General features: G+C 64.5%; 30 protein-coding genes and 1 tRNA gene. 10 read left to right on the top strand and 21 right to left on the bottom strand.

Annotation, left to right across the window (positions count from 1 at the left end):
- Positions 1-8 precede the first annotated feature (8 nt).
- Positions 9-944, bottom strand: a complete 936-nt coding sequence (locus ELX51_RS17380; protein ID WP_127754675.1) for an ABC transporter permease — start codon at positions 942-944, stop codon at positions 9-11.
- Positions 937-1,599: a cell division ATP-binding protein FtsE gene (gene ftsE / locus ELX51_RS17375; RefSeq protein ID WP_127754674.1), complete on the bottom strand. Its 663-nt coding sequence runs from the start codon at positions 1,597-1,599 to the stop codon at positions 937-939. The genes ELX51_RS17380 and ftsE overlap by 8 nt, the downstream gene beginning before the upstream one ends.
- A 228-nt stretch (positions 1,600-1,827) precedes the next feature.
- On the opposite strand from ftsE, the gene ELX51_RS17370 reads away from it, so the two are divergent.
- The 3 genes from ELX51_RS17370 to lysA all read left to right on the top strand — a co-directional run bounded on the left by ELX51_RS17370 (position 1,828) and on the right by lysA (position 4,433).
- The gene (locus ELX51_RS17370) at positions 1,828-2,694 is read left to right on the top strand and encodes a zinc-ribbon domain-containing protein (protein ID WP_127754673.1); all 867 of its coding nucleotides are present in this window, start codon (positions 1,828-1,830) and stop codon (positions 2,692-2,694) included.
- Entirely contained in the window at positions 2,694-3,104 is a 411-nt protein-coding gene (locus ELX51_RS17365) for a response regulator (RefSeq protein WP_127754672.1), read from the top strand. Before ELX51_RS17370 ends, ELX51_RS17365 begins: the two co-directional genes overlap by 1 nt.
- Positions 3,105-3,182: 78 nt before the next feature.
- Positions 3,183-4,433 carry a diaminopimelate decarboxylase gene (gene lysA / locus ELX51_RS17360; RefSeq protein WP_127754671.1) on the top strand — a complete coding sequence of 417 codons (1,251 nt, stop codon included), beginning with the start codon at positions 3,183-3,185 and terminating at the stop codon, positions 4,431-4,433.
- A gap of 6 nt (positions 4,434-4,439) precedes the next feature.
- Here lysA and ELX51_RS17355 read toward each other — a convergent pair whose 3' ends face one another.
- Positions 4,440-5,159 carry a gamma-glutamylcyclotransferase gene (locus ELX51_RS17355; protein ID WP_127754670.1) on the bottom strand — a complete coding sequence of 240 codons (720 nt, stop codon included), beginning with the start codon at positions 5,157-5,159 and terminating at the stop codon, positions 4,440-4,442.
- 101 nt (positions 5,160-5,260) lie between these two features.
- The gene (gene argH / locus ELX51_RS17350; RefSeq protein WP_127754669.1) at positions 5,261-6,712 is read right to left on the bottom strand and encodes an argininosuccinate lyase; all 1,452 of its coding nucleotides are present in this window, start codon (positions 6,710-6,712) and stop codon (positions 5,261-5,263) included.
- 20 nt (positions 6,713-6,732) lie between these two features.
- On the opposite strand from argH, the gene ELX51_RS17345 reads away from it, so the two are divergent.
- Complete coding sequence (locus ELX51_RS17345; RefSeq protein ID WP_127754668.1) at positions 6,733-7,395, top strand: TlpA disulfide reductase family protein; 663 nt, start codon at positions 6,733-6,735, stop codon at positions 7,393-7,395.
- 4 nt (positions 7,396-7,399) lie between these two features.
- On the opposite strand, the gene ELX51_RS17340 is transcribed toward ELX51_RS17345, so the two are convergent.
- From ELX51_RS17340 to gluQRS, 5 genes are all read right to left on the bottom strand, one after another.
- A complete protein-coding gene (locus tag ELX51_RS17340; protein WP_127754667.1) occupies positions 7,400-7,582 on the bottom strand; it encodes a hypothetical protein in 183 nt (60 codons plus the stop codon).
- A gap of 53 nt (positions 7,583-7,635) precedes the next feature.
- Positions 7,636-8,319 (bottom strand): rhomboid family intramembrane serine protease, encoded by a 684-nt coding sequence (locus ELX51_RS17335; RefSeq protein ID WP_127754666.1) that lies wholly within the window; start codon positions 8,317-8,319, stop codon positions 7,636-7,638.
- 16 nt (positions 8,320-8,335) lie between these two features.
- Entirely contained in the window at positions 8,336-8,932 is a 597-nt protein-coding gene (locus tag ELX51_RS17330; protein ID WP_127754665.1) for a cob(I)yrinic acid a,c-diamide adenosyltransferase, read from the bottom strand.
- Between the two features lie 3 nt (positions 8,933-8,935).
- Positions 8,936-9,136, bottom strand: a complete 201-nt coding sequence (locus tag ELX51_RS17325; protein WP_127754664.1) for a twin transmembrane helix small protein — start codon at positions 9,134-9,136, stop codon at positions 8,936-8,938.
- A gap of 153 nt (positions 9,137-9,289) precedes the next feature.
- Positions 9,290-10,165: a tRNA glutamyl-Q(34) synthetase GluQRS gene (gluQRS, locus tag ELX51_RS17320; protein ID WP_248305172.1), complete on the bottom strand. Its 876-nt coding sequence runs from the start codon at positions 10,163-10,165 to the stop codon at positions 9,290-9,292.
- Between the two features lie 13 nt (positions 10,166-10,178).
- Here gluQRS and ELX51_RS17315 point away from each other — a divergent pair, with 13 nt between their 5' ends.
- The 3 genes from ELX51_RS17315 to ELX51_RS17305 all read left to right on the top strand — a co-directional run bounded on the left by ELX51_RS17315 (position 10,179) and on the right by ELX51_RS17305 (position 12,143).
- Positions 10,179-10,838 (top strand): DNA-3-methyladenine glycosylase, encoded by a 660-nt coding sequence (locus ELX51_RS17315; RefSeq protein WP_127754662.1) that lies wholly within the window; start codon positions 10,179-10,181, stop codon positions 10,836-10,838.
- Positions 10,835-11,524: a prolyl oligopeptidase family serine peptidase gene (locus ELX51_RS17310; protein ID WP_164854904.1), complete on the top strand. Its 690-nt coding sequence runs from the start codon at positions 10,835-10,837 to the stop codon at positions 11,522-11,524. The genes ELX51_RS17315 and ELX51_RS17310 overlap by 4 nt, the downstream gene beginning before the upstream one ends.
- A gap of 61 nt (positions 11,525-11,585) precedes the next feature.
- On the top strand, positions 11,586-12,143 hold the full coding sequence (locus ELX51_RS17305; protein WP_127754660.1) for an HNH endonuclease: 558 nt from the start codon (positions 11,586-11,588) through the stop codon (positions 12,141-12,143).
- Here the strand turns inward: ELX51_RS17305 and ELX51_RS17300 are convergent.
- From ELX51_RS17300 to ELX51_RS17270, 7 genes are all read right to left on the bottom strand, one after another.
- Entirely contained in the window at positions 12,140-12,658 is a 519-nt protein-coding gene (locus ELX51_RS17300) for a disulfide bond formation protein B (RefSeq protein ID WP_127754659.1), read from the bottom strand. The two genes, ELX51_RS17305 and ELX51_RS17300, sit on opposite strands and share 4 nt — an antisense overlap.
- A gap of 85 nt (positions 12,659-12,743) precedes the next feature.
- Positions 12,744-13,565, bottom strand: a complete 822-nt coding sequence (locus ELX51_RS17295) for a DUF72 domain-containing protein (protein WP_127754658.1) — start codon at positions 13,563-13,565, stop codon at positions 12,744-12,746.
- Positions 13,566-13,586: 21 nt separating this feature from the next.
- Entirely contained in the window at positions 13,587-14,273 is a 687-nt protein-coding gene (locus ELX51_RS17290; protein ID WP_127754657.1) for an outer membrane protein, read from the bottom strand.
- Positions 14,274-14,650: 377 nt separating this feature from the next.
- A tRNA-Leu gene (locus tag ELX51_RS17285) sits at positions 14,651-14,734 on the bottom strand.
- Between the two features lie 72 nt (positions 14,735-14,806).
- Positions 14,807-15,598, bottom strand: coding sequence for an aminoglycoside 3-N-acetyltransferase (aac(3), locus tag ELX51_RS17280; protein ID WP_127754656.1), 792 nt, complete (start codon positions 15,596-15,598; stop codon positions 14,807-14,809).
- Positions 15,599-15,602: 4 nt separating this feature from the next.
- Positions 15,603-16,019, bottom strand: a complete 417-nt coding sequence (locus ELX51_RS17275; RefSeq protein ID WP_127754655.1) for a helix-turn-helix domain-containing protein — start codon at positions 16,017-16,019, stop codon at positions 15,603-15,605.
- A gap of 54 nt (positions 16,020-16,073) precedes the next feature.
- Positions 16,074-16,655 (bottom strand): DJ-1/PfpI family protein, encoded by a 582-nt coding sequence (locus ELX51_RS17270; protein ID WP_127754654.1) that lies wholly within the window; start codon positions 16,653-16,655, stop codon positions 16,074-16,076.
- Between the two features lie 164 nt (positions 16,656-16,819).
- On the opposite strand from ELX51_RS17270, the gene ELX51_RS17265 reads away from it, so the two are divergent.
- The gene (locus tag ELX51_RS17265; RefSeq protein ID WP_127754653.1) at positions 16,820-17,986 is read left to right on the top strand and encodes a D-alanyl-D-alanine carboxypeptidase family protein; all 1,167 of its coding nucleotides are present in this window, start codon (positions 16,820-16,822) and stop codon (positions 17,984-17,986) included.
- Here the strand turns inward: ELX51_RS17265 and ELX51_RS17260 are convergent.
- Complete coding sequence (locus ELX51_RS17260) at positions 17,983-18,210, bottom strand: sulfurtransferase TusA family protein (protein ID WP_248305171.1); 228 nt, start codon at positions 18,208-18,210, stop codon at positions 17,983-17,985. The two genes, ELX51_RS17265 and ELX51_RS17260, sit on opposite strands and share 4 nt — an antisense overlap.
- A complete protein-coding gene (locus ELX51_RS17255; RefSeq protein ID WP_127754651.1) occupies positions 18,200-18,691 on the bottom strand; it encodes a CAP domain-containing protein in 492 nt (163 codons plus the stop codon). The genes ELX51_RS17260 and ELX51_RS17255 overlap by 11 nt, the downstream gene beginning before the upstream one ends.
- Positions 18,692-18,998: 307 nt before the next feature.
- Here ELX51_RS17255 and ELX51_RS17250 point away from each other — a divergent pair, with 307 nt between their 5' ends.
- Positions 18,999-21,056 (top strand): hypothetical protein, encoded by a 2,058-nt coding sequence (locus ELX51_RS17250; protein WP_127754650.1) that lies wholly within the window; start codon positions 18,999-19,001, stop codon positions 21,054-21,056.
- 140 nt (positions 21,057-21,196) lie between these two features.
- The gene (locus ELX51_RS17245; RefSeq protein ID WP_127754649.1) at positions 21,197-22,345 is read left to right on the top strand and encodes a YihY/virulence factor BrkB family protein; all 1,149 of its coding nucleotides are present in this window, start codon (positions 21,197-21,199) and stop codon (positions 22,343-22,345) included.
- A 7-nt stretch (positions 22,346-22,352) separates the two neighbouring features.
- On the opposite strand, the gene ELX51_RS17240 is transcribed toward ELX51_RS17245, so the two are convergent.
- The 3 genes from ELX51_RS17240 to ELX51_RS17230 form a co-directional block, all read right to left on the bottom strand.
- Positions 22,353-22,892, bottom strand: a complete 540-nt coding sequence (locus tag ELX51_RS17240; protein WP_127754648.1) for a hypothetical protein — start codon at positions 22,890-22,892, stop codon at positions 22,353-22,355.
- A gap of 91 nt (positions 22,893-22,983) precedes the next feature.
- Positions 22,984-25,395, bottom strand: a complete 2,412-nt coding sequence (locus ELX51_RS17235) for an EAL domain-containing protein (RefSeq protein WP_127754647.1) — start codon at positions 25,393-25,395, stop codon at positions 22,984-22,986.
- A gap of 8 nt (positions 25,396-25,403) precedes the next feature.
- Positions 25,404-25,913, bottom strand: a complete 510-nt coding sequence (locus tag ELX51_RS17230; protein ID WP_127754646.1) for an oxidoreductase — start codon at positions 25,911-25,913, stop codon at positions 25,404-25,406.
- Positions 25,914-26,174: the final 261 nt, after the last annotated feature.

Genomic DNA, 26,174 nt, shown 5'->3' with positions numbered 1-26,174 from the left:
GGCGGGGATCAGGAGGTTTGGCTCAGATAGCGCCGCACTGTGTGGCGCGAAGTAACCGCGGTCAGCGCGGCAATAACGGGCACGACGAGCATGATGAAGATGATGCCGTCCCAGCCCAGGGCAAAGCGCCCGAACAGGACGCCGAACTGCGCGCTGGCCTGGTTGGACATCATATTGCCCGCCGCCGTGCCGATCAGCAGGAAAAACAGCACCGCGGCGACGGCACCCAAAAGGCCGCCCTGCAGGCCGATGGACAAAAAACGCCCCTGGAATTCGCCGGCGATGAAACGGTTGGAGGCGCCGATATAATGCAGCACATCGACGATTTCGCGATTGGTCGCCATGGCGCCGCGTGTGGCAAAGATGATGGCGAGCACGGTGGCAACGCCGATCAGCGTCAGGATCATCAGGCCCGAAAAAACGATCGTGCCGGCCATGGTGTTGAGCTGCTGGCGCCAAGCGGCATGGGTATCAAGGCTCGCGCCCTTGATCGCCTGCAAGTCGCGGGCGAGCTTTTCGACATCGGCATCGACGGGGTCGGCCAGCTGCACGACAACGAGGCGCGGCACTTCGATGGCGGTCAGGTCAAGGCCGGCGCCGAGCCAGGGCTCGAGCAGCTTCTGGCTTTCCTCAAGCGTAAGGGCGCGGGCGCTGGATACGCCTGGCGTGGCCTGGGCGAGGGATACGGCGGTGCGCAGATTGCTTTCCATCACCTCGCCCTCGACCGGGCGGATCTGGATGGTGACTTCGCGGCCCACATCGGATGACCAGGCGATGGCCGATTTTTGCACCAGCACCACGCCGCCCAAGGTCACGGCGGACAAAAAGCTCATGATGGTGATGAGGAGCAGCAGCGTGCGGCCGGCGACGCTGCGTTCGGGCACAATGGGGGCGGCACCGACACGAACGCGGCGGGGCAGGAAGGCCAGGACGCGCTCAATCATGGATCACCAACTCACCCTTGGAGAGCAGCATGCGGGGATAAGGGAACTGGTCGAGCAGGGGCAGTTCGTGGGTCGCCAGGATAATGGTGGTACCAAGGGTGCGGTTGAGCTCGGCAAACAGGTGCACCAGCCGGCTCGAGAGCTCGGGATCGACATTGCCGGTGGGCTCGTCGGCGAGGAGGACCTTGGGGCGGGCGATCACGGCGCGGGCAATGGCGGCCCGCTGCTTTTCACCACCCGAGAGGAGCGAGGGGGGCGCGTCCATGCGCTCGCCCAGGCCCACCCATTCGAGCAGTTCGGTGACATTGGGCCGGTATTCGCTTTCGGCCTGACCCAGGACGCGCAGGGGGAGCGCGACATTTTCATAGGTGGTGAGGTGGTCGAGGAGGCGGAACTCCTGAAAGACGATGCCGATATGGCGGCGCATCTGCAGCAGGCGATCCTGGGTCAAGTCTGACACGTCCTGATCGAACATGGTGACGCGGCCACGCGAGGGCTTGAGCGACAACAGCAGCAGGCGCAGCAACGAGGTCTTGCCCGCGCCCGAAGGGCCGGTCAGGAAATGGAACGAGCCCGGCTCGATGGAAAAGGTGAGGTCCTTGAGGATTTCCGGACCATTGCCGTAGCGCAGTCCAACATCGGAAAACTCGATCAAGTCGGCAGGCTCCCACCGTTCAAAAATGCTGTGGCTTGGCGCGCGCGCCGAATCAGCTGTTAGCGCACCATAACAGGGCTAACCCCATGATGGCGCAGACGAGGAGGGTTTTGCCGGCAGGAAAGCGGCGCAAATGTGAAGGGAGGCGGGCCTGTGGAAGGTTTGAGGGTTCTTAACCCCCGTCTTCTAGGTTGGGGGCGGGCGTCCTGCCCGTAGAATCACGGCCGCATGATCATCACCTGTCCCCATTGCCAGACCAAATACCAGGTGACCTACGAGGCCATTGGCTCGACCGGCCGCAAGGTGCAGTGCGCCCAGTGCCAGCAGGCTTGGCGGCAGGTGCCGCTCCAGGCGCCGTCCCCCGAGCCCGAACCGGTGGCGATCGACCCCCTGACCGAAGACGGGCTCGATGAGGCCATAGAGGCCGAAGAGCGCGAGGCGAGCCCCATGCCCGCTGGCGCCAAGCGGCGGAAGTGGCCGGGGTCGGAGCCGGTGGGCGCGGTGGATCCCGCCGTGATCCGGCAAAGGCAGCGCGATTTCACCCAGCGGCAAAGTGCGGTCAACGCGCAATTGCCACTGGCCAGGCTGCGCCGCGCGGTGCGGGTGCTGGGCGTGCTGACGCTGGCAGGGCTGGCGGTGTTTGCCGTTTGGGGGCGCGTCGAAATCGTCAAGCGCTATCCGTCGCTCGCCGGGGTTTATAGCGCCGCCGGGCTGCCGGTGAATGTGGTTGGTCTCGATTTTGGTGAGGTCAAAACCCTGCGCACCCTGCAAGGGGGCAAGGAAGTGTTGCTGGTTTCAGCCCAGATTGCCGGCACCAGCGATCGCGCGGTCCCGGTGCCGCCTTTGGTGGTTACCCTGCTGAATGGGGCGGGCGCGGGCATTTATGAGTGGAGCGTGGCGGCAAATGCGCCCATGCTCAAGGCTGGCGAGCAAACGCTGGTGGAAACCTTGTTAACCGTGCCGCCGGCAGAAGCGGAGCGCGTCCGGCTGAGCTTTGCCAGCGGCCGGGCCGATAGCGACGATGTGCGCCCGGTGGCGGCGGCGCCCGAGCCGGCAGCAGCCGCCGAGCCGGCACATGAAGTGGAGCAGCATTGATGGCCCGAATCCTGGTTGCTGAAGACGATCCTTCGGTGCGCGCTTTTGTGGTTAGTGCCCTCGAGATCAAGGGGCATGACGTGGTCGCGGCCGAAGATGGGGGGTTGGCGATCGAGACGATGGAAGAAGAAGGGGGGCGGTTCGACCTCCTTTTGTCCGACATCAAGATGCCGATCATGGACGGGATCGCGCTGGCGCTGCAGGTGGCGGCGCAATATCCGCAGGTCATTATCGTGTTGATGACCGGCTTTGCCGATCAACGCGAACGGGCCCATGGGCTCGACGCGCTGATCTATGACGTGATTACCAAGCCGTTTTCGCTGGCCGATCTGTTGGCCAAGGTCGATGACGCGCTGGCGGGCAAGCCGGTGGAAGTGGTGAGCATCGCCCGCCGCGGGATCGTGGGCTAGCGGCAAGGCAGGCGGGCCCTTTCGCGCGCTGCATTCGTGGTTTAGACAGGCGCCATCCCGCCAGATGGAAGACCTCCCGTGACCAGACCTGACACTTTGCCGCCCCAGCTGATCGAGGCCGCCATCCGATCGGCAGAGGAGGTGGGAACCCCGGTCTGGCTCTATGAGGCCGAGCCCATCCAGCAGCGCGTCGCTCAGTTGCGGGCCTTCGACACCATCCGGTTTGCCCAGAAGGCCAACAGCAATACCCATATCCTGCGCCTGCTGCGCAGCGAGGGTGTGATGGTGGATGCCGTGTCGCTAGGCGAGATCGAGCGGGCGCTGCACGCAGGATTTGAGCCGGGCACCCAAGCCGAAGAAATCGTCTTTACCGCCGATATCATCGATGCGGCCACATTGGCGCGGGTGATCGAGCTGCGCATTCCGGTTAATTGCGGCTCGCCCGACATGATCGCGCAGGTGGGCGAGGCCAGTCGGGGGCACCCCATCTGGTTGCGCCTCAATCCGGGTTTCGGGCACGGCCATAGCCGCAAGACCAATACCGGCGGGCCGTCGAGCAAGCATGGCATCTGGCATGACGAACTCGAAGCCTGCCTGCGGCTGGTCGACCAATATGAGCTCAAGCTCGTGGGCCTGCACATGCATATCGGCTCGGGGGTCGACTACCAGCATCTGCACCGGGTGTGCGACAGCATGGTCGATGCGGTGCGCCGCGCCAACCGACCACTCCAGGCGATTTCCGCCGGGGGTGGGCTGTCCGTGCCCTATCGTGCCGGTGAGCCCGAGATCGATATTGCCGAATATTACGCGTCCTGGGACAAGGCGCGCGAGCAAGCCGAGGCCATCACCGGCAGCAAGCTGCGGCTGGAACTGGAGCCGGGGCGGTTTCTGGTCGCCAATGCCGGGGTGCTGGTTGCCGAAGTGCGGGCCGTGAAAAAGGTCGCCAACAACCATTTCGTTTTGATCGATGCGGGGTTCAGCGACCTGGCGCGGCCGGCAATGTATGGCAGCCACCACGACATCGTTTTTGTCAGGCGCGATGGCAGCCTCGTCACCGGGGAAGCGGGCGCCGCGGCGGTGGCTGGGCCGCTCTGCGAATCGGGCGACGTCTTCACCCAGTCCGATGGGGGCTATGTGGAGTTCCGCGACATGGCCCTGCCATCGGTGGGGGACTTTGCGATCATCCGGGATACGGGCGCTTATGGCGCGAGCATGTCGTCGAACTACAATACGCGTCCGCTTGCCCCTGAAATGCTGCTCGATGATGGGGCGCTGCGTGTCATCCGGCGCCGCCAGAGCGTGCAGGAGCTGCTGGCGCTCGAGGGCTAAAGGCGCCTAGCCGTTGCTTTCGTACACCGCTTCGATCCGGTCGGCGACGAGGTGTTGCAGGCGCCAGAGATGGGGGTCGTGGATGCCCATGTCCTCCAGGTGCCGGACGGTGGCAAAGAGATATTCGGCCATCGAGCCGCGGGTGCCGACGGCGCGCGCCAGCACATCGGCAATGGCCTCGTCCGAGAGCCCGCTCACATAGCGGCCGGAATGGCGATCGATGCAGAAGGTCAGCGCGGTGATGGTGCGCTCGCCGCTCTTGGCGCGCACCCAGCGGGGCGGAAACGCTGAGGGCAGCCAGGCCATTTCGCGCTCGAGCAGCTTGATGAGATTGGCCTCAACCGCATCGGGGGGAAGGCGATACAGCACGCCATTGCATGAGCCGCCGCGATCGAGCGCCAGCATGAGGCCGGGATTTTCCGGGCTGCCGCGATGGCGATTGTTCCAGCCCAGGCAAAAGGACCGGTGCCAGCCGCGCACGAGGCCCTTGCGCATCTCCACGAAGTCGCAGGCCGGGCGCCAGATCAGCGAGCCATAGGCAAAGAACCAGATTTCGTCGGCGTCCTCGCGCTCGGCAAGGAGACGCTCGAGGGTGGCGCGGTGGTCTTCGGGGGTGGCTTCCCACATGCCCTCGGGCGGGGGCGGCAGGATGTCGGTGACTTCGGGGGGCTGCAGATAGCCGACATGGCGCTCGGTCAGGCGCATCTGCCGGAGTTTTTGGGGCATTCCAGGTCCTTTCACCTGCCGGTTCCCCCGGCTCGCCCATCAGGATGGGGCAAGACCGGGAAAACGGCTCAGATGGTAAAAGACTGGTTCAGTTTCCCCTGCTATTCAACCCCGCCATCGCCATGGCCGCCATGCGCCTTCTTCTTGGCAATGGCCCGCGGCTCGGTGGGCTGGCCGGTGAGGAGGGTTTTCCAGCGCGCCGCTTCCGTTACCACATTGCCTGGGGCGGTGCCGCCATAGCTGCTGCGGGCGGCAACCGAGGCCTCAACGGTCACGACCTTGTGGATGCGGCTATCGAGGCGCTCGTCGACAGATTTGAAATCCTCAATGGTGAGGCCCTCGAGCCCGCAGCCCTTGGCTTCGGCCAGCGCAACAATCTGGCCGGTGATGTGGTGGGCGTCGCGGAAGGGGATATTGGCCTGGCGCACCAGCCAGTCGGCGACGTCGGTCGCGGTGGAAAAGCCGGCGCTGGCCGACGCGTGCATGCGCTCGCGATTGGCGGTGAGATCGCCCACCATGCCGGTCATGGCGGCGAGGGACAGCGAGAGGGCATCGAGGGCGTCGAAGGCGACTTCCTTGTCTTCCTGCATGTCCTTGGAATAGGCGAGCGGCAGGCCCTTCATGACAACGAGAAGGCTCGACAGGGCGCCAATGATGCGCCCGACCTTGGCGCGCACCAGTTCGGCAGCGTCCGGGTTGCGCTTTTGCGGCATGATGGACGAGCCGGTGGTCCATTTGTCGGACAGCTTGATGAAGCCGAACTGGGCCGAGCTCCAGATCACCAATTCCTCGGCAAAGCGGGAAAGGTGCATGGCGCAGATGGCGGCGGCCGCGAGGGTTTCGAGGATGAAATCGCGGTCGGACACGGCATCGAGCGAATTGGCGGTAGGGCGATCAAAGCCGAGCGCCTGCGCGGTCATGTCCCGGTCGATTGGGTAGGGCGTGCCGGCCAGCGCCGCCGAGCCTAGTGGGTTTTCATTGAGGCGCTTGCGGGCGTCTTGGAGCCGGCCGGCATCGCGCCCGAGCATTTCCACATAGGCCAGGAGATGGTGGCCAAAGGTCACCGGCTGGGCGTTTTGCAGATGGGTGAAGCCGGGCATGATGGTTTCGGCTTCGTCCTCGGCCTTGGTGACCAGGGCAAGCTGCAGGCCGCGGATCTGGACGAGGAGCGTATCGATGGTGTCGCGCACATAAAGGCGGAAATCGGTGGCGACCTGGTCATTGCGCGAGCGGGCGGTATGGAGGCGCCCGGCGGCATCGCCGATTTTTTCGCGCAAGCGCGATTCCACATTCATGTGGATGTCTTCCAGCGAACGCGAGAACGTGAAGGTGCCGTTCTCGATCTCGCCCAGCACCTCGGTTAAACCGGCGGTGATGCTGTCGGCATCGGCCTGCGTCAGAATGCCGGTTGCAGCAAGCATGCGGGCATGGGCTATCGAGCCGGCAATATCCTGGGGGAAAAGACGCTGATCGAAGCCGATCGAGGCGTTGATTTCTTCCATGATGGCGTCGGGGCCCGATGCAAACCGGCCGCCCCACATCTTGTTGCTCATTGCTGCTCTCCGGAGATCCCATGACTCAATCCAGCCCCGCCCGCCCCGAAGCTCGCCATCGGTTCCGGTTGCTGCTGGGACTTGGAGTTGGTGTGGTGGCGCTTTCTATAACGGCGTGGGCGTGGCTGGGCAATGCCGGGCAGGCACGCGAATGCCCGGTGCAAGCCGAGGCGGCCGAGGCGATCGACTTTGCCGCGGTGGGGGAACTCGCTGCGCTCAATGGCACGGGGGAAGGGCGGGGCTATTCGACGCTTGCCTTCCAGGACGATGCGGGTGCGCCGATGAGCATTGCGAGCTTCAATGGTAAGAAATTGCTGGTCAATTTCTGGGCGAGCTGGTGCGTGCCGTGCCGCGAAGAAATGCCGGCGCTCGATGCGTTGGCGACGGCGTATAATTCCGACGAGTTCGCGGTGCTGCCGATCAATCTCGATATCGGCGAGGATGGGCTGGGCAAGGCGCGCGCGTTTTTGGCCGAAGGGCAGTTCACCAATCTGCCGCTGTTTGCGGATCCGAGTTTTGCCGCTTTCGAGCGGCTCAAGCGCGAAGCGGTGGCGGTGGGGCTGCCGGTGACGCTGGTGCTGGACGAGAACGGGTGCGAGCTGGCGGTGCTGCAGGGGCCGGCGGAATGGAATACGCCGGACGGGCACGGGGTGGTGGAAGCGCTGCTCGGGCTTGGCGCCTGACGTTTCAGGCGCGCTTGTCGATCACGAGGCCCTGACCGGGTGGTGGCGCGGCCCCGACGGCTTGGGCGACCATGTTGATGAGGCTGGCTTCCATCTCATGGGATTTCTTGAGCACGGCCAGTTGCACGCTTTGCTGAGTGGCGGCGGCGCGGGTGGTGACCATCTGCATGGCAAGGTCGGTGTTCATAAGGGCGCTCCCGTTCCAGGCGGGATCATAAAGAGGGGCGGGTAAACAAAGCGCTAGCGCCCGCCCAGCAGCGCCACTTGCGAGCGCTTGCCGATCGCGGCCAATACCATGCCTGTGGCAAAGCCACCAAGATGGGCCCACCATGACACGGGCTCCAGCGAGCCCATCACCACATTGAAGATCTGGACGGCAATCCAGACACCCAGCATCCAGAAGGCCGGCACCGGCAGCGGAATGGGAATGACGATGCGCGCCAGCACATAAACCCGGGCATGGGGATAAAGCAGGCAATAAGCGCCCATCACCCCGGCGACGGCGCCCGAAGCGCCGATCAGCGGCGTGGTGCTGTTGGGATCGAGCAGCAGGTGGAGGAGCGCCGCGCCGGCAGCGCAGCCGAGGTAAAACAACACGAACCGGAAATGCCCCAGGGCATCTTCGATGTTGTCGCCGAACACCCAGAGAAACAGCATATTGGTGCCCAGATGCAGCCAGTCGGCATGCAGGAAGGCATAGGTAAAGAGCGTCGCCCAATCGGGCAGCCAGGGGAGGGGCTGGGGATAGATGTCGCGCACCACCACCGGGATCATGCCCCATTGGATCGCGGCCTGAAGAAAGCCGATCGGGGGCAGAAGCGACTGGGCAGCAAAAACAAGGGCGGTGAACGCCATCAGGCCATAGGTGACCCAGGGAAAGGCAATGTGGCGGATCGGGTTGGTGTCATGCAGGGGCAGGAACATGCCGATCCGCCCCCATTCAGCTGCCCCTGCGGGCGTCCCCGTAACCGCCCGGCACCCAGAGCACGTCCTTGGCGCCCTGGTTGTTGGCAACGCGCGCCAGCACAAAGAACAGATCCGACAGGCGATTGAGGTAGCGAACAGCTTCGGGATTGGTGTCGGGCTCGGCCGCGGCCAGTTCCACCACCAGCCGCTCGGCACGGCGCGTCACCGTACGTGCCACGTGAAAGGCCGCGGACAAGGGCGTACCGCCGGGGAGGACAAAGCTTTTGAGCGGGGCGAGATCGGCATTGTAGCTGTCGATCTGCTTTTCGATCCAAGTGGTCTGGGCGGCAGTGATGCGCAGGGAGGGGTGCTCGGCATCGGGCGCGTCTTGCCCGGGGGTGGCGAGATCCGAGCCGACATCGAAGAGATCGTTCTGGATACGGGCGAGCATGGTGTCGATCTTGGGCATGGAGCCGGTTTGCAGCCGCGCGAGGCCGATAAAGCTGTTGGCTTCATCGACCGTGCCATAAGCCTCAACCCGCAGATCATATTTGGGACGGCGCGGCCCACGCACGAGGCCGGTGCTGCCGTCATCGCCGGTGCGGGTATAGATGGAATTCAGTTTGACCATGGTTCAGCCCCTCGATCCGCCAAAGAAGAACAATGCGGCCAGCAGCAGCAGCAATGCGACCGCCTGGCCAATCACGCGCAGGCGCATCAGGCGCTGGCTGGTATTGCCCGAGCCGCCCTTGAGCATGTTCCAAAAGCCCAGCAGGAGCACCCCGACCACAAACAGCATGACCAGGGCAGTGACGATATTGAGAAGGTTTTCCATGAGTTCCTGCCGGGGATGATGATCCCTAAATGGGCGAGCCGCTGACGGGATGCAAACGGCAGCGGCAAGCGGGGCCTGCATGCCATAAATCTTGCTGCAGGTGAACAGCCGGGGTGCTTTCCCCGCATCCAAGCTGGCTCACGCGCTTGAGCCTCAATTGAGCTGGCGCGGCGCAAAGCCGAGTTCGCGCCTGACATCGTCGGGGCTCCAGCCGGCCTGCCGCAGCGCCGCAAGGGATTGCGAGTTCCGCGATTTGCTGAGCTTGTTGCCCTCTCCATCAAGGATGAGGCGGTGGAAATGGTAGATGGGCGAGGGCAGGCCGAGAAGGAACTGCAGGAGAACATGGATATCGGTCGAGGCTTCCATGTCGCGACCACGGGTCACATGGGTGATGTTTTGCGCGGCGTCATCGACAACGACGCTCAGGTGATAGCTGGTGGGGGTGCCCTTGCGCTGGAGCACCACATCGCCCCAGCGTTCGGGGCGGGCATAGCGGATCTGCGGGCGATCGGTGATAAGCGGGCCGACAAGGGTAAAGGTCAGCGGGCCGGTCATGGCGCGGGCGCGATCATTGCGCAAACGGAACTGCACGGGATCGCCGCGCTCGAGCCGCTCGATCTGTTCGGCGGCGCTCAGATGCCGGCAGGTGCCGGGGTAGAGCGGCGCCCCATCGGGGTCGGTGCCAGTAGATTTGGCGGCGATTTCGGCGCGCGAGCAAAAGCAGGGATAAAGCAGGTCGAGGTCGCGCAGGCGCTCGCCGGCGGCGGCATAATGATCGAGGCGCTGCGACTGGTGCATGACCGGAGTGGGCCAATCCAGCCCCAGCCAATGCAGGTCGCGAAAGATGGCGTCGGTAAATTCGGGTTTACACCGCTCGAAGTCGATGTCTTCGATCCGTAAAAGGACGGTGCCGCGCAAGGCGGCAGCCGCAGCCCAGGTGTAAAGGGCGGAAAAGGCGTGGCCCAGATGCAAGAGCCCGTTAGGGCTAGGGGCAAAACGCAGCAGGGGACGGTTGGGTGACTTCGACACGACAGCACAATACATGAACGACGCGCTGACGTCACCGCGCCTCGATACGCAAGCGGCGGTGGACGCCCATCTGGACGCCCTGGTGCGGCTCGATCCGCGCCTGGCCCCCGTGCGGGCGCGGGCGGGCATTGTGCGGCCGCGGATCACCGAGGCGGGATTTGCCGGCATTGCGCGGGTGATCTGCGGCCAGCAATTGTCCGTCGCCAGCGCCAATGCGATCTGGAGCCGCTTCGCCCAGCTGCCGGGCGCCCATGATCCCCGCGCTTATCTTACCCTCAGCGAAGCCGAGGTACGGGCCACCGGCTTTTCGGGCGGCAAATATCGCACCGTGCGGGTGATCGCCGAGGCGGTGGTGGCGGGGGCGCTTGATTTTTCCCATCTCGAAACATTGCCCGCCGAGGCGGCGGTGGATTATCTCACGGCACATAAGGGGATCGGCCCCTGGACGGCGCAGGTTTACCTGATGTTCTGCGCGGGCCATCCCGATGTGTTTCCTGCGGGGGACCTGGCGCTGCTCAAGGCGGTGCATTGGGGGCTCGAGCTTGAGGTGCGGCCCACCATCAAGCAGATGGAAGCCATTGCCGCAGGCTGGGCGCCGCATCGCTCGGCGGCGGCGCTGTTGTTCTGGCGGTATTTCGCGGCGATCCGCGACAAGGAAGGAATTGCGCTTTGAGTATTCTCACCGGCCCCAGTGTGCCCCCCAAGAGCGGGGCGGCACCCCGCCAACTGGCCGTGTTGCTGCACGGCTATGGCTCGGATGGGGCTGATCTGATCGGGCTTGCGCCGTTTTGGCAGGATGCCATGCCCGAGGCGATGTTTATTGCCCCCAATGCGCCCCAGCCCTGCCCGGGCTCGCCGGGTTACCAGTGGTTCCCCATCTACTTCGGGGGGCGAGAGGTGAGCTGGAGCGGGGCGACCGAGGCGCGCGAAACGCTGGTGCGCTATTTGCGCGAGCTACGGGAGGAGACGGGGATTGCGCCCGAGAACACGCTGCTGGCCGGCTTTAGCCAGGGGGCGATGGTGGCGCTGCATGCCGGGCTGTCCATTCCCGAGCGGCTGATGGGCATTGTCGCCATTGCCGGCGCCTTGGCGCCCCCACCGGGATTTGGCGAGGGCAAGCTGGGCACGCCGCCGGTGTGCCTCGTGCATGGGGATCGGGACGGGGTGGTGGAGCCGCGCTTCAGCGCCGAAGCCGCGCGGAAGCTTAAGGAAGCCGGGATCGAGGTGCACTACCATGTCTCGCCGGGAGTGGCGCATGGGATTGCGCCCGATGGGGTGGCGTTTGTTGATCAATTCATCCGCAAGATCAATCAAAACAACGGGAACGCAGTTCTGCACGAGCAGCCTTCACAGGACTGATACAAAGGGCTTAGTATAAGGAGGATATGGACTCCTTCGATTCCCGTTTCGGGAGACTCAAGTGACGATCCACGTGTCGCCTGAGGCCTGTCCCGCCCTGGTTCTGAACGCCGACTTCCGGCCGCTCAGTTACTATCCGCTGTCGCTATGGTCCTGGCAGGACGCCATCAAGGCGGTGTGCCTGGAGCGCGTCAATATCGTCTCGCATTACGACATGGTGGTGCATTCACCGAGCTTCGAGATGCGGCTGCCGAGCGTGGTGTCGCTCAAAGATTATGTGAAGCCGGCGCGCCATCCCGCCTTTACCCGCTTCAACGTGTTTTTGCGCGATCATTTCCAGTGCCAATATTGCGGCTGCAAGGATGATCTGACCTTCGACCATGTGATCCCGCGCTCCAAGGGCGGGCAGACCACCTGGGAAAATGTGGTGGCGGCCTGCGCGCCCTGCAATCTGCGCAAGGCCAATCGAATGCCGTCCGAAATCAAGATGTTCCCGCGCCAGGCGCCCTATCCGCCCACGGTCTATGACCTGCACAATAATGGCCGGGCGTTCCCGCCCAACCATCTGCACCAGAGCTGGCTCGACTATCTCTACTGGGATATCGAGCTCGAGCCCTAGGCGAGGCGCTGGTTGAAGCGGCGCTGCGCGGCGATCGCGACCAGCAGCAGGCCGACAATGGCGATGGAGACGAGGGCATTCATGCCCGCCAGCGACAGGCCTAGGAAGCGGAACTGCACGACGTCGCAGCCCACGACATGGGCGGCGTTGAGATCGCTCAGCGCATCAAAGCTCACGCCGGCGCCTACCCCGGTGCAGGCGGTCGGGCCGGGCCAGAAACCCCATTCCACCCCGGCATGGTAGATGCCCATATAGGCGCCCCAGGCGAAAATGGCGGTGGCCACGGCCATGGCGAGGTACCAGAGCGCCAGGGGCATGCGGTTCCAGAACAGCAGCACCAGGAAGAGAATGGGCAGGCCCAAATAATAGGCCAGGCGCTGCTCAAGGCAGAGATCGCAGGGCACGAGACCGCCGATCAGCTCGGACGCCCAAGCCAGCGTGATCGCCAGCAGGCCGAGCGCAAAAGCAAGGGCCGCACTGATCTTGTCGAGCGGAGAGCGAAGCGAGGCGGCCATGGGCGGGTTCCGGAGTGACGCTTGTGGGTGCGGGTGGGATAGCCGCACAAGCCGGTAAAAACCAGAGCGGAACGGCGATTTGATGCTAATCGCCGGGCAGGCTGATCCCGAGGGCCTGGCGCAGGGCGATGGCATTGGCGGGGGCGTGCAGCTTGTCCTCATGCACAAAAAGGGCAAAAACATCGTGCCCCGCGGCGTCCCAATCGCGGATTTGGCTGGCCCAATCGGCGATGTCGTCAGGAGTGTAGCCGGCAGCATCGGGGCGGGCAGGGCCCTGCAGGCGGCAATAAGCGAAATCGGCGGTGAGAACGCGGGCGGGTTGCTGGACGGTGTCGCTAATCACGAGGGCGGTGTTGTGCTGCGCGAGGAGGTCACGGGCGGCAGGGTCATCCCAGCTGGGGTGACGCGCTTCGATGGCGTGGCGGATTGGGCCGACACCGGTGGCATCAAGAAAAGGCGGGGTTTTGAGGCGCTCATCGGCCGTGGCTGCCAGCGCGAGGTACTCATCGGGGGTGCGGGGCAGGAGGGCGAGGAAGTCTTCCAGCACGCCGAGGTCCAGCGCCAGGTTGGGGGGCAGCTGCCAGACGAAGGGGCCGAGCTTGGGGCCGAGTGCCAGGGGACCCGAGGCCAAGAAGTTGGCGAGTTCAGGCCGGCAGTTCTTGAGGCGGCGGATATGGGTGACGAGTTGGGGGCCCTTGACCGCAAACACGAACCCATCGCGGGTTTCGGCGGCCCATTTGGCAAAGCTCGCGGGCTTCTGGTTGGCCCGGAAGGTCGCATTGATCTCGATGGTGCCGAGCCGGGAGCTGCTATAGGCAAGCTCCCGCTTCTGCACCAGACCATCAGGATAGAACGTGCCGCGCCAAGGCTCGAACACCCAGCCTGCCGTTCCGGTCCTGATGGTCATGGTTGGGACATTGCCGCTGGACTAGAACTTGTAGTTCATGCCGGCGCGCACCACGCTGAAGCGCTGCGTGGAGTCGACCGAGCCGCCGGGCAGGCCGGAATAGGTCTGGGTGCCCAGGTCCACATAGAGATATTCGGCCTTGAGGGTCAGGTTGTCGGTGGCGGCAGCTTCGAGGCCCGCGCCCACGGTCCAGCCCAGATGGGTGGTGGACTGCGAGGTCACGACATTGGCCGCGTCCGTGGTGCTCATCGAGCCCTTGCCGACGGCGACACCGGCGGTGACATAGGGCATCACGCGATCCAGTGCCATGCCGGCGCGGCCACGCAGCGTGCCATAGGCATCGATGCCGGATTCGAAAGTAGTGCCTGGGCCGATATCTTCTTCATAGCCGATCGAGGACCACTGGCCGTCCGCTTCCACACCGACGATGAAGCCGCTGCCCATATCCATGTTGTAGCCGACCTGGGCGCCGAGCGACCAGCCATCGGTATTGGTGTCGATCTCGGGGCCGCCGCCGGATGCTTCCTGCGTGGTTTCGCCAAAGCCGTAGCCGCCGTTCACGCCGGCATAAAAGCCGGACCAGTTGAAGGCGGAGGATGACGAATAGAACGGCGTCGCGGCTGCGCCACTGTTCCAGGACAGGTCGGCGGCGTTGGCCGTACCCGTCAGCAGAAGCGCTCCGCCCAAGATGATCGCTGCATGCTTCATGATAAACCTCGTATAAAGATGTCCCTGCAAATTGCGCAGAGAGTCTTAATAGCGCGGTAAGCCGTTTGGTTAACGGCGCCATGTTGTGCGGTTTGCTGGTCACAAAAATCTGAGAGCCCAGTTGGGGAACTTTTCCCCCCTTGCCGCTGGCGGCTGATGGAGAGCAAAGCGCGGTCAATGAGGATACGACCAGCACGGTCAGCAAATTGGGGCCGATAGGGTTCTGCTGCTGCCAGTGGGCCGGCTTTGCGGCCGCCTTGCGCCACTGGGCTGACTGGCGCAGGTGCCTGCTCTTGCTTGTCAGCGGGCTTGCAAATCCAGCCAGAGGTCACCGGCATTGCCGGGAGCAACTGTGGAACGCCAAAGCTGAAGGAAACTGGTGCCCCCCGCCGGACTCGAACCGGCACGCCTCGCGGCGGAGGATTTTGAGTCCTCTGCGTCTACCATTCCGCCAGAGGGGCACGGGCTGTGTCTAGCGCAAGGCGCTTTGCGCCGCAACTGGGTGCGTGCGCAGCTTTTTAGCGCGGACACGATCAGTTTCCCACCGTGCGGTAATGCTGTTCGAGCCAGTGAACGGCGAAGGCAAGGATCTCGGGCGCGGCAACGAGGACGCAATCGGCATTGCCGACCCGGCCCGTTTGCCCGGCGCCAGTGGCGAGATAATCGCGCACCACGGTGGCGAAATAATCTTCGGGGAGCCCAGGCGGGGCGTTGGCAGTGTCGAACTCCTCGCACCAGCGCCAGCGAGTGGCGCCATTTATAAGCAGCGGGACCTCGAAGCGCTTAACCGGCTTGTCGGGGAAGCGGGCGAGGTGCTCGGCATGGTGCAGCAGGGTCATGGTGTCCAGCGGGGCGCCGAGCATCAGCGTTTTGCCGCCCGCCTCGACCAGTTTGCCGAGCGGGGATTGCGTGCCATAGCCATAATCGAGGGCATGATCGGCGGTGAACCAGTCGGCCTGCCCACCCAGGGCGGCGCAGGAGGCGCCGGGATTGCCGCTGCGCCGGGCCCCGGGGGTGGTGCGCAGCAATTCGGGAAAGGCGCCGTTGTCGCGGATCGAGCGCGAGCGCTCTGGATCGAATGGCGGCACATGGGGGCGGAGCGCGGGATCGGCAAAGGCGTCTTCCTCGGCTTGCCAGTCGCAATAACCCAGGAGCGTGCCCTCGGGGCCGAGCACATCAGTGAAGGCGTCGATCAGCGCGTCGGGGCCGCCCAGAATAGGGCCGACCTGGCGCAGCGCCGCGTGCACCAGCACGGCATCGCCGCGCTCGAGGCCCAGGTCCTGCAACTGCCCAGCGAGGACTGGTCGGGTCCAGGGCAAGGGCATTCAGCTACCCCCTGGCGTAAGCGATCTTGCGCGGCTGCTCGGCCTCGACGGCGATGGCACGCTGATCGTAGACAGTGCGGGCATCGATGATGGCGCCATGATGCTCGGCCGACCAGTCCCACAGCGCCTGGATGGGGTTGGTCAGCGTCTTGCCCAGTTCGGTCAGGCCATATTCAACCCGGGGCGGCACTTCGGGATAGATGGTGCGGGTGACCAGGCCATCGCGCTCGAGATTGCGCAGGGTGAGGGTCAGCATGCGCTGCGACACGCCATTGATCGAGCGCTTGAGCTCGTTGAAGCGGATGGTGTCGTGGCGGGCGAGAATGCCCACCACCATCACGCTCCATTTGTCGCCGATGCGGTTGAGCACATCGGACATGGCGGTGCAGTTGGAGCGATTGGCGGTGTCCTGGAGCGACATGGGCGACCTGCGGGGTTGGTTGACCCTCAATATAGAGATGGTTCCTTTCTGTGCCTAGGGTGCAGTTTGGGCCGGCGGGTGCTCGGCGGCAAACAGACCATAGTAAAACCGCAGATCGTCGCGGCCATAGCCCAGGGCCTCGAGCATCTCGGCCATGAAACTGACCGGGGCGGTGCCGGGGGCGGTGATGATGGCGCCGGCGCGGACGGCCCGGGGCTGGTCCCGGTAGAAGCGGGCGCCGGCATAGCCGGTGGGGGCGAGGTTGTCGGTGCTGTTGCTGGTATGGGGGATGGTGTCGAGCAGGCCGGCGCGGGCAAGGGGCAGGGTGCCATCGCAGATGCCGCCGACCACCTTGCCGGCTGCCGCCGTCGCTTGCAGCAGGCGGGTAAGGTCGGGTGCTCCGGGTTGCGACCAAGCCGCGCCACCGCAGATGACAAGGGCATCAATGCCGGCGGGATCGATATTGTCGACAGGCAGGTCAGGCGTGACCTGCAGGCCGCCGGCGGAGGCCAGCGGGATCCCACCGGGGGCGGCGTAGCGGGTGGTGATGCCGAGGTGGCCGGCACTGGCCGCGTTCAACAGGGCCGTTTCCCAATCGGCAAAGCCAGGGGTAAGGACGGTAACAATGGTGGTCATGGGCGTTCTCCAGGTGGAAATTGCGGTTGTGCCGCGACCCCTCGTCAAGGGATGTCAGGAGGTTGGGGGTTCAAAAGCCCGTGGGTGGGAGGGCCCGTGCATTGAGCTTGGGCAAGGTGGCTGTTAAGAACGCGCGCCCCTTATCAGTCCCGGAGCTCGCTCTCGTGCCGTCAGCTCGATCCTTGCGCTCAGCCATCATTGCCATTGTCCTTAACTGCCTGTGGGCGGGTGCTGCAGTGGTCCAGGCCAATCCCATGCTGCTCGTGGATATGGACAATCTTGCGGTGCTGTATGAGGAAGATGCCGGCCAGCCCTGGCACCCAGCGTCGCTTACCAAGCTGATGACCGCTTATGTGGCTTTCGAGGAAATCCAGAAGGGCACCGTGACGCTGCAAACGCCGGTGGTGCTGTCGCGCAATGCGATCAACCAGGCGCCCAGCAAGTCCGGGCTGCCGGTGGATAGCGCGCTGAGCCTGCAGGACGCGCTTTATATCATGATCGTCAAGTCGGCCAATGACATCGCCATGGGGATCGCCGAAACCGTGGGGGGCACCGAAGCCCAGTTTGTCGCCAAGATGAACGAGACGGCGGCGCGGATGGGGCTATCGGCAACCCGCTTTGTCAATCCGCATGGGCTGCATGACCCGGCCCAGCAAACTTCGGCGCGCGATCTGGCGGTGCTGTCGCTGTATCTGCGGCAGAACTTCCCGCAATATGCCGAGATGTTCGGCACCGAATTTGTGCAGCTTGGCAAGGCCAAGCTCGAAAGCAATAATGCCCTGCTGACCAAGTTTGCCGGCACTACCGGCATGAAGACTGGCTATGTTTGTGCTTCGGGGCTCAACATGGTGGTGACCGTCGAGCGCGATGGGCGGCGGCTCCTGGCGGTGGTGCTGGGCGGCTCATCGGCGCGCGATCGCAATGAGCGGGCGGCCGAATTGGTGTTGCGCGGCCTGTCGGGCGCGGCCCGGCCGGCCGGGCAGTCGCTGCTGGCGCTGGCCAACAATCCAAGCGCCGCGCCCGTCGATATGCGCGCGCGCATCTGCGGCCAGCAAGCACCGGAATATGTGAAGGCGCAGGAAGCGGCCTTCCCCATGGGCCTCAAGGGGCAGCCGAGCTATCTCAATGATGCGATCCCGGCGCAGTCCTATGTGGCGACCAATCTGGGCCGGGTGCGCGTGGGAATCGAATTGCCGCGTCCGCGTCCCGATCACGCGCCGGCCTTCCCGATCGCCAGCGATGTCGTAGGGATCGAGGCGGAGCTGCGGCCCGGTATGGCGGCAACTGCCACCGGGCCGGTGCCCATGCCGCGGCCGCGCCCGAATCTTTAGCGGCGCACTAGCTCGAAGCGCAGGTGATCGCCGGCATCCGTCACCGCGCAGTCATGGCCGTTTTGGCGGCAGTATAGCGGGATGTCGATGCGCGCCATTGGGTCGGTGGCCAGCACGACGAGCCGGGCGCCGGCTGGCAGTTGGGCCAGCCGTTTTTCGGTTTGCAGCACCGGCAGGGGACATTTGAGCCCCCGCGCGTCGATCAGTGTCGGCTCAGTCGGCAAGAATAAGCACCCAGTAGATGCCGTAATTGGAGGTCGGATTGAAGGCCACGGCGACGCCGGCCTTGCTCGCAGGGACGCGAAGGCCAGCAGCATCGGCTGGATTGTTGCGCCAGCCCGAGAAGGTTTCGGCGAAGGTGGCGTAACCCGCGCTGAGCTTGAGCGCCTTGACACCATTGGGCGTCTTGGGCGGCGTGCCGGTGGATGCATACTGGTTGACGAGGGCCTGGGCAGTGCCGCTCAGGCCAGTATCGAGCGCCAGGGCCGGTAGGCCGTTGGTGGCGCGATAGGCATTGATGATGCCGATGGCTTGGGCCCGGTCGAGGCTGGCGCCTGGCTGGTCCATGCGGGCGGACAGGCCGGGCGACAGGGTCCCGGCGGAGCCGGCAGTGTTGCCAAAGGGGCTGCAGGCGGACAGCAGGACCGCGCCAAGAAGACCAAGGGTGGGGAGCAAAATGGCGGTGCGGCGGCGAATGGCGCTCATGGATTTTCCTTCGGCAAAGGCACGGATGAAGGGCGGAATGCTCCCCTATACACCGTTGAACCGGCGGGTGGGGGGCCTTTATCTCGCGCTTGAGGTCACCTTTCAGCCAGCGCGTTGACGGTTTGCTTACCCTTTGCATGCCTCTCCCCAGGGGCTGCGGCCAGGCGGGGGAGCGCCGGTCAGTAAAATTGACATCAATTGCTTTTCGGGTCGGCAAGGACGCCAAGTAAAGTCGGGGCAAAGGCAAGAAACCGCCGCCTCGGCCCTCCGTTGATCGGAACTAATCATTTCGGCTTAGGAGATGTCTATGTTCCTTCGATCCAGCATTTCTGTTCTTGCCTTGACGGCCGCCTTGGCAGCATCCCCCGCTTCTGCCCAGCTGCTTGATGCAGATATTGGCAGTGGCGGTGTCGACATCTCGGTGGGGGGCGATGATGGCCTCAATGTCGGGGTGGGCGGCGGCGATGGCGGGCTGGATGCCGGCGTGGGGCTTGGCGGCGATAACGGCATCAATGCCGATGTGGGCCTTGGTGGCGATACGGCGGTCGATGCCGACGTCGATGTTGGTGGTGATGATGGTCTGGGCGTCGATGCCGAGATAGGCGGGGACGCGGCCGTGGATGTCGGCGTCGAGGCCGGCGACAGCGAAGTGGTGTCCGGCACTGTGCTGGGCGGCGACAGCAGCCCCCGCGCCAATGTGCTCGACACCGATGTCAACGTGATCCAGGGCGCTCCGGTCAGCGCCGATGTCAATCTCGGCTCGGGTTCCCGCTCCGGCGCGGCAGTAGATGCCGATGTGCAGATCGGAGCCCAGCAAACAGCGACAATCGATCCCACGCAAACGGTAAACGGTGGCACCAGGCTGCTGGCGCTGGGCAGCCCAACGGCGCGGACCGAGGCGCTGATCGAGCTGATCGCCGATCCAGGATTGGCCGAGATCGACCTTGATGCCAGCATCGATGATCGCCGCATCGCGCTGGTCCGGGTGGACGAGGTGCTGTCCGAGGCGGCGCTGGCGGAGATCGAGATCGCCATAGGCGACAATCCCGAGGGTCGGGCGGATTTGCTCGCGGTTCTTGAAGACAGCGCGGTGCTGAGCTCGGTGCTGGAACGCGAAGGCGTGGCGCTGGAAGATGTGCTCGCGATCGAGGTCGGGGCCGATGGCTTGACCGAGGTGTTGGTGCGCGGGGCCCCCGGGGCCCTGGTGGCGGAAGTGGACGCGGCTGGCATCGATGTGGTCGATGCCGAGTTGGGCGCCGGCTCGGGTGAGCTCGCCGCCGACGTCGCCATCCTGCCCCGTGACGGCCAGGCTGGCGGGGAGGGCGCCGCGAGCGGAGACCTTGCCGATCTCGACGTCGCCGCCCTCACTGAAGAGGAATTGGCGGCGCTGGACTTGTCGCTGCTTCCCGATGAGCAGCAGCGTGTGGATGCCGTGCTGCGTATTTTGGGCACGGAGGGCGATGCGAGCGGAGCCGGCGGCGGCGAGATCACCACCCTCGATCTCGATGCCTTGCTGGGTGAGGCGGCACAGGCCGATGTGCTGGCAACGCTCGGCGGCAGTGATGACGATGAGACCCTCGCCGAGGTTGAGGCCAATCTTGCCCTCACGCAGGCGCTGGCCGATGCCGGGATTGCGCCCGAAGCCGTGATCGCGGTTCGCGCTGGCCGCGCCGGGCAAGTGCGGCTCCTGGTTGATACGCAGGCCCAGCTTGCCGACAGCGGTGATGGCGCCGCAGGAGGCGTCACGGGGGCTGGCGGGCCGGCTCCTGCGGACGAGGCAGGCAGCGATGGTGCCGGTGATGGAACCGATGGCAATGGCGATGATGCCAGCGGCGATGCAGGTGGTCCGGACACGGATAACGGCAGTGCGGCGCCCGATGATGCTGCCGGTGGCGCTAATAATGGCGCGTCGGGCGGCGGAGCCTCCGGCGATGTGGACACGGCTGGCTCCGACGGCAGCAGTGATGGTGCGACGGGCGCCCAAGACCGGGCCGGTGCGCTGCCGGGCGGCGCTCCGTTGGCCGCAACAGCCTCCGCTCAGGTGCTGCCGGCTGAAGTCGAAGCCTTTGCCCTTCCGCTTCGCACCGTCGGGTGTTCCGGGGCTGCCGAAGCGGTCGCCGCAGGCGATGCGGCCGAGCCTGCCGATGTTCTTGCCGCCGGTTCGGGCGATGCCTCCCTTGTGCTGCTGGAAGGCTGCGGCTCCGCCGGTCTGCCGATCCCTGCAGCCGAGGAGCTGCGCAATGCCGTTGCCGCCAACGAGGCCCTCGGGGCAGCCCTGGCGCAGTCCGGGGTCGGGCCGGTCGATGTGGTGACCGTGACCCAGGGAGATGCGGGCCTGACCCTTTTCGTGGTCGACCCCAACTAAGCTCGCGGGCACAAGCGGGCAAAGCGGGCCTCGCTCCTTTTTGGAGCGGGGCCTGCTGTTTGCTGGGTCTCGCAGGCTGGTGGCCTGCAACCACGCTGGCGCTTTGTCGTTGCCCCTCCCAAGGCAAGGGAACAAAGCAGATGGCAACAGTCCAAAACCGCAGCGCCGAGCAGGATCATGGTCGTGAGGCGGATGCGCCAACGGAGGTACCGGCAAAGGGCTGGAAGGACATCCTGTGGCGCACCTATGCCGAGATCAATGATGATCGGGTGACCCTGATCGCGGCGGCGGTAACCTATTACCTGCTGCTGGCGATCTTCCCCACCCTCACGGCCTTTGTGTCCCTTTATGGCCTGTTCACCGACCCGGCCACGGTGACCGAGCATGTCAGGGCACTGTCCGCGGTGGTGCCCGAAGGAGGCATGGCCATCATCGATGAACAACTCAAGCGCCTGACCTCGAGCCAGGAATCGACGCTGAGCTTTGCCCTTATCATCTCGATCGCCATTGCGCTTTGGAGCGCCAGTTCGGGGGTCAAGACGCTGTTTGAGGCAATGAACATCGCCTATGACGAGCGCGAAAAGCGCAATTTCTTTGTTCTGAACGCCACCGCCCTCGTGTTTACCCTGGCCGGTGTCGTTGGCGCGGTGGTGATGATTGGCGTGGCCGTGGTGGTGCCAGCGGTGCTGAATTTCCTCGGGCTGGGGAGTGGGCTGGAATGGGTGCTCAAGATCGGCTCCTACCTGCTGCTCGCTGTGGTCTTGCTGTTGGGTATTGCCGTTCTTTATCGCTTCGGCTCGAGCCGGCAGCAGCCGAAATGGCGCTGGGTTACCCCGGGCGCTCTCCTTGCCGTGGTCGGGATCATCGTCGTGTCGCTGCTGTTCTCCTGGTATGCGGCGAACTTCGCCAATTTCGACAAGACCTACGGCTCGCTGGGCGGGCTCATTGCCCTGCTGACCTGGATGTGGATCTCGGTCACCATGCTGATCGTGGGTGCCGAGCTTAATGCGGAGGCCGAGCGGCAGACGCGGCGCGATTCCACCGTGGGCAGCAGCGATCCGCTCGGTCACCGCAATGCCACGGCAGCCGACACGGTAGGCAAGTCCCGCGACGAGGGCGGGGAACCCACCGACGATATTTCAGGCAAAAGCCCGGAATGGCAGGCCGGTTACCGGGCCGCTGCGGCGCAGCTGCGCCCACGGCGGCAGCATTCCCTGGGCGCCCTGGCCCTGGCAGTGCCGGCTTCACTGGCGCTGGGCGCAATGCGGCGGCGGGACAAGCGCTCCTAGCGTGGCGTTATCCCGGCAGCCTATAGGCCGAGGACCCGCAGCCGCTTTGGCGCCAGTAATTGGTGACCGGCTGAAACGCGCCAGTGGCGAGGAACTGGAGCTGAGCGGTATAGGCCATGGCCATGCACTCGCCGGGCCCGGCGACCACATGCACCATTTCATGCAGGATAGTGGTTTGGCGCAGGGCATCGGTGCCGGAGGCAAAGAACTGCGGGCAGAGATTGATGGTTATCGTATCTGCGGCCGGGTTCGGGATCACATAGGCGGCAAAGCGGGTGCAGGCTTTGTCGCCTTCGCCCTGCGCCTGAAAGGCCACCTGCACCTCCCCCGATCCGCTGGACGGGACAAAGCGCAACTGCCGCAAGGCTTGCCCGTAAGCCGTGGTCGGCACGCCCATGCTGGATGATCCAAGTGCGCCTTGCGCTTTGGCGAAGGTCTGCACGGCGTCGGCAAGGGCCCGGTCCAGCAAGCCCCAGCTTTGAGCGCCCGCGGGAACGACGCTCGTCACCAGCGCGGATGCAAGCGCGATTGCAGGCAGAAAACGCATCAACTCAGTCCCTTAGCTGCGCCCTTGCTATACTTGCGGGCGCGCTGGCGCCACAAGATCACGGCGTCGCGAGGGAGAGATGGGGGCAGTTTCAGGCCGATTTACGTTCCGCAAGTGGATCGGCTGCAGAATCGACTTTCGCGGGGGGCGCGTGAGTTGCGGCGATGTGATGGGCTATCTCGCTCGCCGGCTTGGCGCGATCGAACAGGAAGCCCTGCACATTGGTGCAGCCGGCTTGTTGGAGCAGGTGGAACTGTTCCTCGGTTTCCACTCCTTCGGCGGTGGTCTGCATTCCCAGCACTTCACCGAGCTGAATGATCAGCCGCACCACGGAAACCGCGTCATCGCGATTGGTTAGATCGGCCACGAACGACTTGTCGATCTTGATGGTGTCAAAGGGGAAGCGACGCAGATTGCTGAGCGAGGAATAGCCGGTGCCGAAGTCGTCCATGGCGATGCGCACGCCAATGTCCTTGAGGCGCATCAGCGCGGACAGGGTTTGCTCGTCGCCCTGGAGCAGCACGGATTCGGTGATTTCCAGCTCCAGCCGGTGCGCGTCCAGCCCCGATGCGGCGAGGGCGTCGCCGATGGTCCTGACCAGCTCGCCACTCTTGAACTGAACGGCAGACAAATTGACCGCCAGGCCCAGATCTCCGGGCCAGCAGGCCGCTTCGGCGCAGGCCTGCTGCAGCACCCAGGCGCCGATCTCGTTGATCAGGCCCGTCGCCTCGGCGAGTGGGATGAAGGTCGAGGGTGGCACGAGCCGATCCCCACCCGGACGCCAACGCAACAGCGCCTCGTAGCGACATACCTGGCGCGTTTCGGCCACGAGGACGGGCTGGTAATGCACTTCCATCTCGCCCCGATCCAGCGCCTTGCGCAGATCGGCTTCCAGCGTCTTGCGGGTTTGCAGCTGCTGGTCGAGCTCCGGCTCGAAAAACCGCACCCGGCCCTTGCCATCGGCCTTGGCGACATAAAGCGCCAGATCGGCATGGCGCAGCAATTCCTCGGTTTCCACTGGCGTCTTGGGGCAGAACTGCGCCACCCCGATGCTGGCGCCGACGGACAGTTCGCGCCCCTCCAGAAAATAGGGCCGGGACAGATCGGCAATCAGCCGCTCGCCGATCCGGCGCTGCTGTTCGGCATCGCCTTCAATCCAGCAGGCGGTGGCGAACTCGTCGCCGCCCAGCCGCGCCACGGCGTGGTAAGTCGTGCTGCCCTGCTGCAGGCGCTGGGCCACGACTTTGAGGAGTTGATCGCCCAGGTGATGGCCGAAGGTGTCATTGACGTCCTTGAAGCCATCGAGATCGAGCAGGAACACACAAAAGCTGAGGTCATGCTTGCGCGAGCGCAGCAACATCTGGTCCAGCTGCAGCCTGAACTGCACGCGGTTGGGCAGATTGGTCAGGGCATCATGGTGGGCCATATGCGCGATGCGCAGCTCGGCGCGGCGGCGCTCGCTGATGTCCTCATAGGTGGCGAGCCATCCGCCATCCGGTAGCGGGGTATGGGAAACCGCATAGGCGCGGCCATCGGGTAGCTCGGAGGTGAACACCTTGCCGGTGCGGTTCCAGATCATCGGGAGCTGGCGGGCCAGGATGCTGTAATAGGCGGTGTCCGCGCCTTGCTCGGCCGCCCTTTCCTCCATCTGGGTGGCGGTGAGACCAGGCTCCAGGTTCTGCGGCAGGCCGCAAAGTTCGGCAAATCGCTGGTTGAACACGACGAGCTTGCCATCGGCGTCGAAGGTGCAGATCGCATGGGACATGTTGTTAAGGGCAGCATCGAACCGGTCATTCTGCGCCCGCAGGGTCTTGGAGGTTGCCCCCAACTGAGCGGCGAGCGTGCTGACATCCTGGTAGGCGCGTTGCAACAGCCGATTGTTGCGGAACAGCAGCAGCGTCAAGGCGACACCGCACAGGATCAGGCCCCAGGCGAGGCCAGTGAAGATCCAGTGCAGGCGCTGCAGTTCGGCCCGATCGGCGGCCGTGCGTGCGGCGCCATAGGCCCCGGCCGCGGAGGCAAGAGCGGTCAGGCGGGCGTCCAACGGGGCAAGGGCCGCAAGCCCCTCGAGCAGTTTGGCCCGCGTATGGGGTTCGGAGGCGAGCAGGCCATCGACCGTTTCAAGCGCGCCCCGCACAGCATGAACGGTTTCCTGATTGGCCGGATCGGCCTCGATAAAGATGCGCAGCGTGCGCGAGTTTTCACTGGAAGCCGGGCCAGCCTCATACATCTCGACCCGGCTGAACATGATGTCGAGCCGCAGCATGGCTTCGGCCAGCCGCTCTGGCGTGGCGTCGAGCGCGTAAAGGGCCAGGCTCTGCTCGAGCCGGGTGAACTCGGAAAGGGACTGGCTGACAGTCCAGGCAACATTGTAGCGCGACAGGTTTTGCAATGCAGTCTGGCGCTGGGCAATCACCAGCGAGGTGTAGCAGGTCGCGACCACAAGGCAGCACACGATGACTGCCAAGGCGCGCTGCATGAACTTGACCGACGCGGCCTGCACAGCTCTGGTTACTCCACGATCAACTGTTTGACCTGCCAGGCGGCCCGCCCATAATAGGTCGAGGTGCGCAGGTCCGGGTTTTCGTCGAAGGGATAGATGATAAAGAGCGGGCCCTTTTCCCGCACCGTCATGTATTGCCCGTTGTGGCGCAGCGCCAGAATGGGTCCGAAATCGGCAAAATCCGAGAGTGGGATCGTGGTGACATAGTCGTTGAGCGCAATGGCAGTGACGGTGTGCCCCTCGGCGCCCACGGCATCCATCAGCGCCTCGAGAGGCACGCCTTCATAGGTACTCACCCCGTCAAACCAGGGCGTCCGGGTCACAATGGCGGCGTTGCCAAGCGCCTCGAGCATCGTGCGGTCAAACACAGCCACCCCGTCCTGATTGGTCTGGGTGATGTTGCCGGATACGGTCAGGATGGGCTGAGCTGTTGGTACATCAAGCGCCACTGCACCCAAGGTGGAGCAGACAATCATCACGGCGCTGGTGAGCAGGGACAGGTACAACTTCATGTTCATCGCTGGCTTGGTCCTTTATGTGGCAAAGGTCAGCTAGAAAGATGAAGGTCAGGTGAAACCAAGTCGGTAAAAGCTCCAGATGGCCTACATGTTTGCACCGCCAAGCCTGATGCTGCACTTCCAGCGCCGTTCCGGTCGGCAAGAGCAAGCTGTCAGTGCTCGCTGGGCGGATCATCTTGCCGGCAGCTTCGGTGACTTGGCGAGATCGGGTTGGCTCCGCATTCTGGCTTTGACTAACATACGATAGTGCGCGGATCAGCG

Origin of the sequence: Devosia sp. 1566 (assembly GCF_004005995.1) — a bacterium.
Taxonomy (GTDB): domain Bacteria; phylum Pseudomonadota; class Alphaproteobacteria; order Rhizobiales; family Devosiaceae; genus Devosia.
The sequence above is the reverse complement of the archived record's forward strand: the minus strand, read 5'-3'. Positions and strand labels throughout refer to the sequence as shown.

Excerpts from the sequence above, each read along its gene's own strand:
- ELX51_RS17380 (WP_127754675.1), bottom strand. The coding sequence starts at position 944 with ATGATTGAGCGCGTCCTGGCCTTCCTGCCCCGCCGCGTTCGTGTCGGT.
- ELX51_RS17370 (WP_127754673.1), top strand. The coding sequence starts at position 1,828 with ATGATCATCACCTGTCCCCATTGCCAGACCAAATACCAGGTGACCTAC.
- ELX51_RS17365 (WP_127754672.1), top strand. The coding sequence starts at position 2,694 with ATGGCCCGAATCCTGGTTGCTGAAGACGATCCTTCGGTGCGCGCTTTT.
- ELX51_RS17355 (WP_127754670.1), bottom strand. The coding sequence starts at position 5,159 with ATGCCCCAAAAACTCCGGCAGATGCGCCTGACCGAGCGCCATGTCGGC.
- argH (WP_127754669.1), bottom strand. The coding sequence starts at position 6,712 with ATGAGCAACAAGATGTGGGGCGGCCGGTTTGCATCGGGCCCCGACGCC.
- ELX51_RS17345 (WP_127754668.1), top strand. The coding sequence starts at position 6,733 with ATGACTCAATCCAGCCCCGCCCGCCCCGAAGCTCGCCATCGGTTCCGG.
- ELX51_RS17340 (WP_127754667.1), bottom strand. The coding sequence starts at position 7,582 with ATGAACACCGACCTTGCCATGCAGATGGTCACCACCCGCGCCGCCGCC.
- ELX51_RS17335 (WP_127754666.1), bottom strand. The coding sequence starts at position 8,319 with ATGTTCCTGCCCCTGCATGACACCAACCCGATCCGCCACATTGCCTTT.
- ELX51_RS17330 (WP_127754665.1), bottom strand. The coding sequence starts at position 8,932 with ATGGTCAAACTGAATTCCATCTATACCCGCACCGGCGATGACGGCAGC.
- ELX51_RS17325 (WP_127754664.1), bottom strand. The coding sequence starts at position 9,136 with ATGGAAAACCTTCTCAATATCGTCACTGCCCTGGTCATGCTGTTTGTG.
- ELX51_RS17315 (WP_127754662.1), top strand. The coding sequence starts at position 10,179 with ATGAACGACGCGCTGACGTCACCGCGCCTCGATACGCAAGCGGCGGTG.
- ELX51_RS17300 (WP_127754659.1), bottom strand. The coding sequence starts at position 12,658 with ATGGCCGCCTCGCTTCGCTCTCCGCTCGACAAGATCAGTGCGGCCCTT.
- ELX51_RS17295 (WP_127754658.1), bottom strand. The coding sequence starts at position 13,565 with ATGACCATCAGGACCGGAACGGCAGGCTGGGTGTTCGAGCCTTGGCGC.
- ELX51_RS17290 (WP_127754657.1), bottom strand. The coding sequence starts at position 14,273 with ATGAAGCATGCAGCGATCATCTTGGGCGGAGCGCTTCTGCTGACGGGT.
- ELX51_RS17275 (WP_127754655.1), bottom strand. The coding sequence starts at position 16,019 with ATGTCGCTCCAGGACACCGCCAATCGCTCCAACTGCACCGCCATGTCC.
- ELX51_RS17270 (WP_127754654.1), bottom strand. The coding sequence starts at position 16,655 with ATGACCACCATTGTTACCGTCCTTACCCCTGGCTTTGCCGATTGGGAA.
- ELX51_RS17255 (WP_127754651.1), bottom strand. The coding sequence starts at position 18,691 with ATGAGCGCCATTCGCCGCCGCACCGCCATTTTGCTCCCCACCCTTGGT.
- ELX51_RS17250 (WP_127754650.1), top strand. The coding sequence starts at position 18,999 with ATGTTCCTTCGATCCAGCATTTCTGTTCTTGCCTTGACGGCCGCCTTG.
- ELX51_RS17245 (WP_127754649.1), top strand. The coding sequence starts at position 21,197 with ATGGCAACAGTCCAAAACCGCAGCGCCGAGCAGGATCATGGTCGTGAG.
- ELX51_RS17240 (WP_127754648.1), bottom strand. The coding sequence starts at position 22,892 with ATGCGTTTTCTGCCTGCAATCGCGCTTGCATCCGCGCTGGTGACGAGC.
- ELX51_RS17230 (WP_127754646.1), bottom strand. The coding sequence starts at position 25,913 with ATGAACATGAAGTTGTACCTGTCCCTGCTCACCAGCGCCGTGATGATT.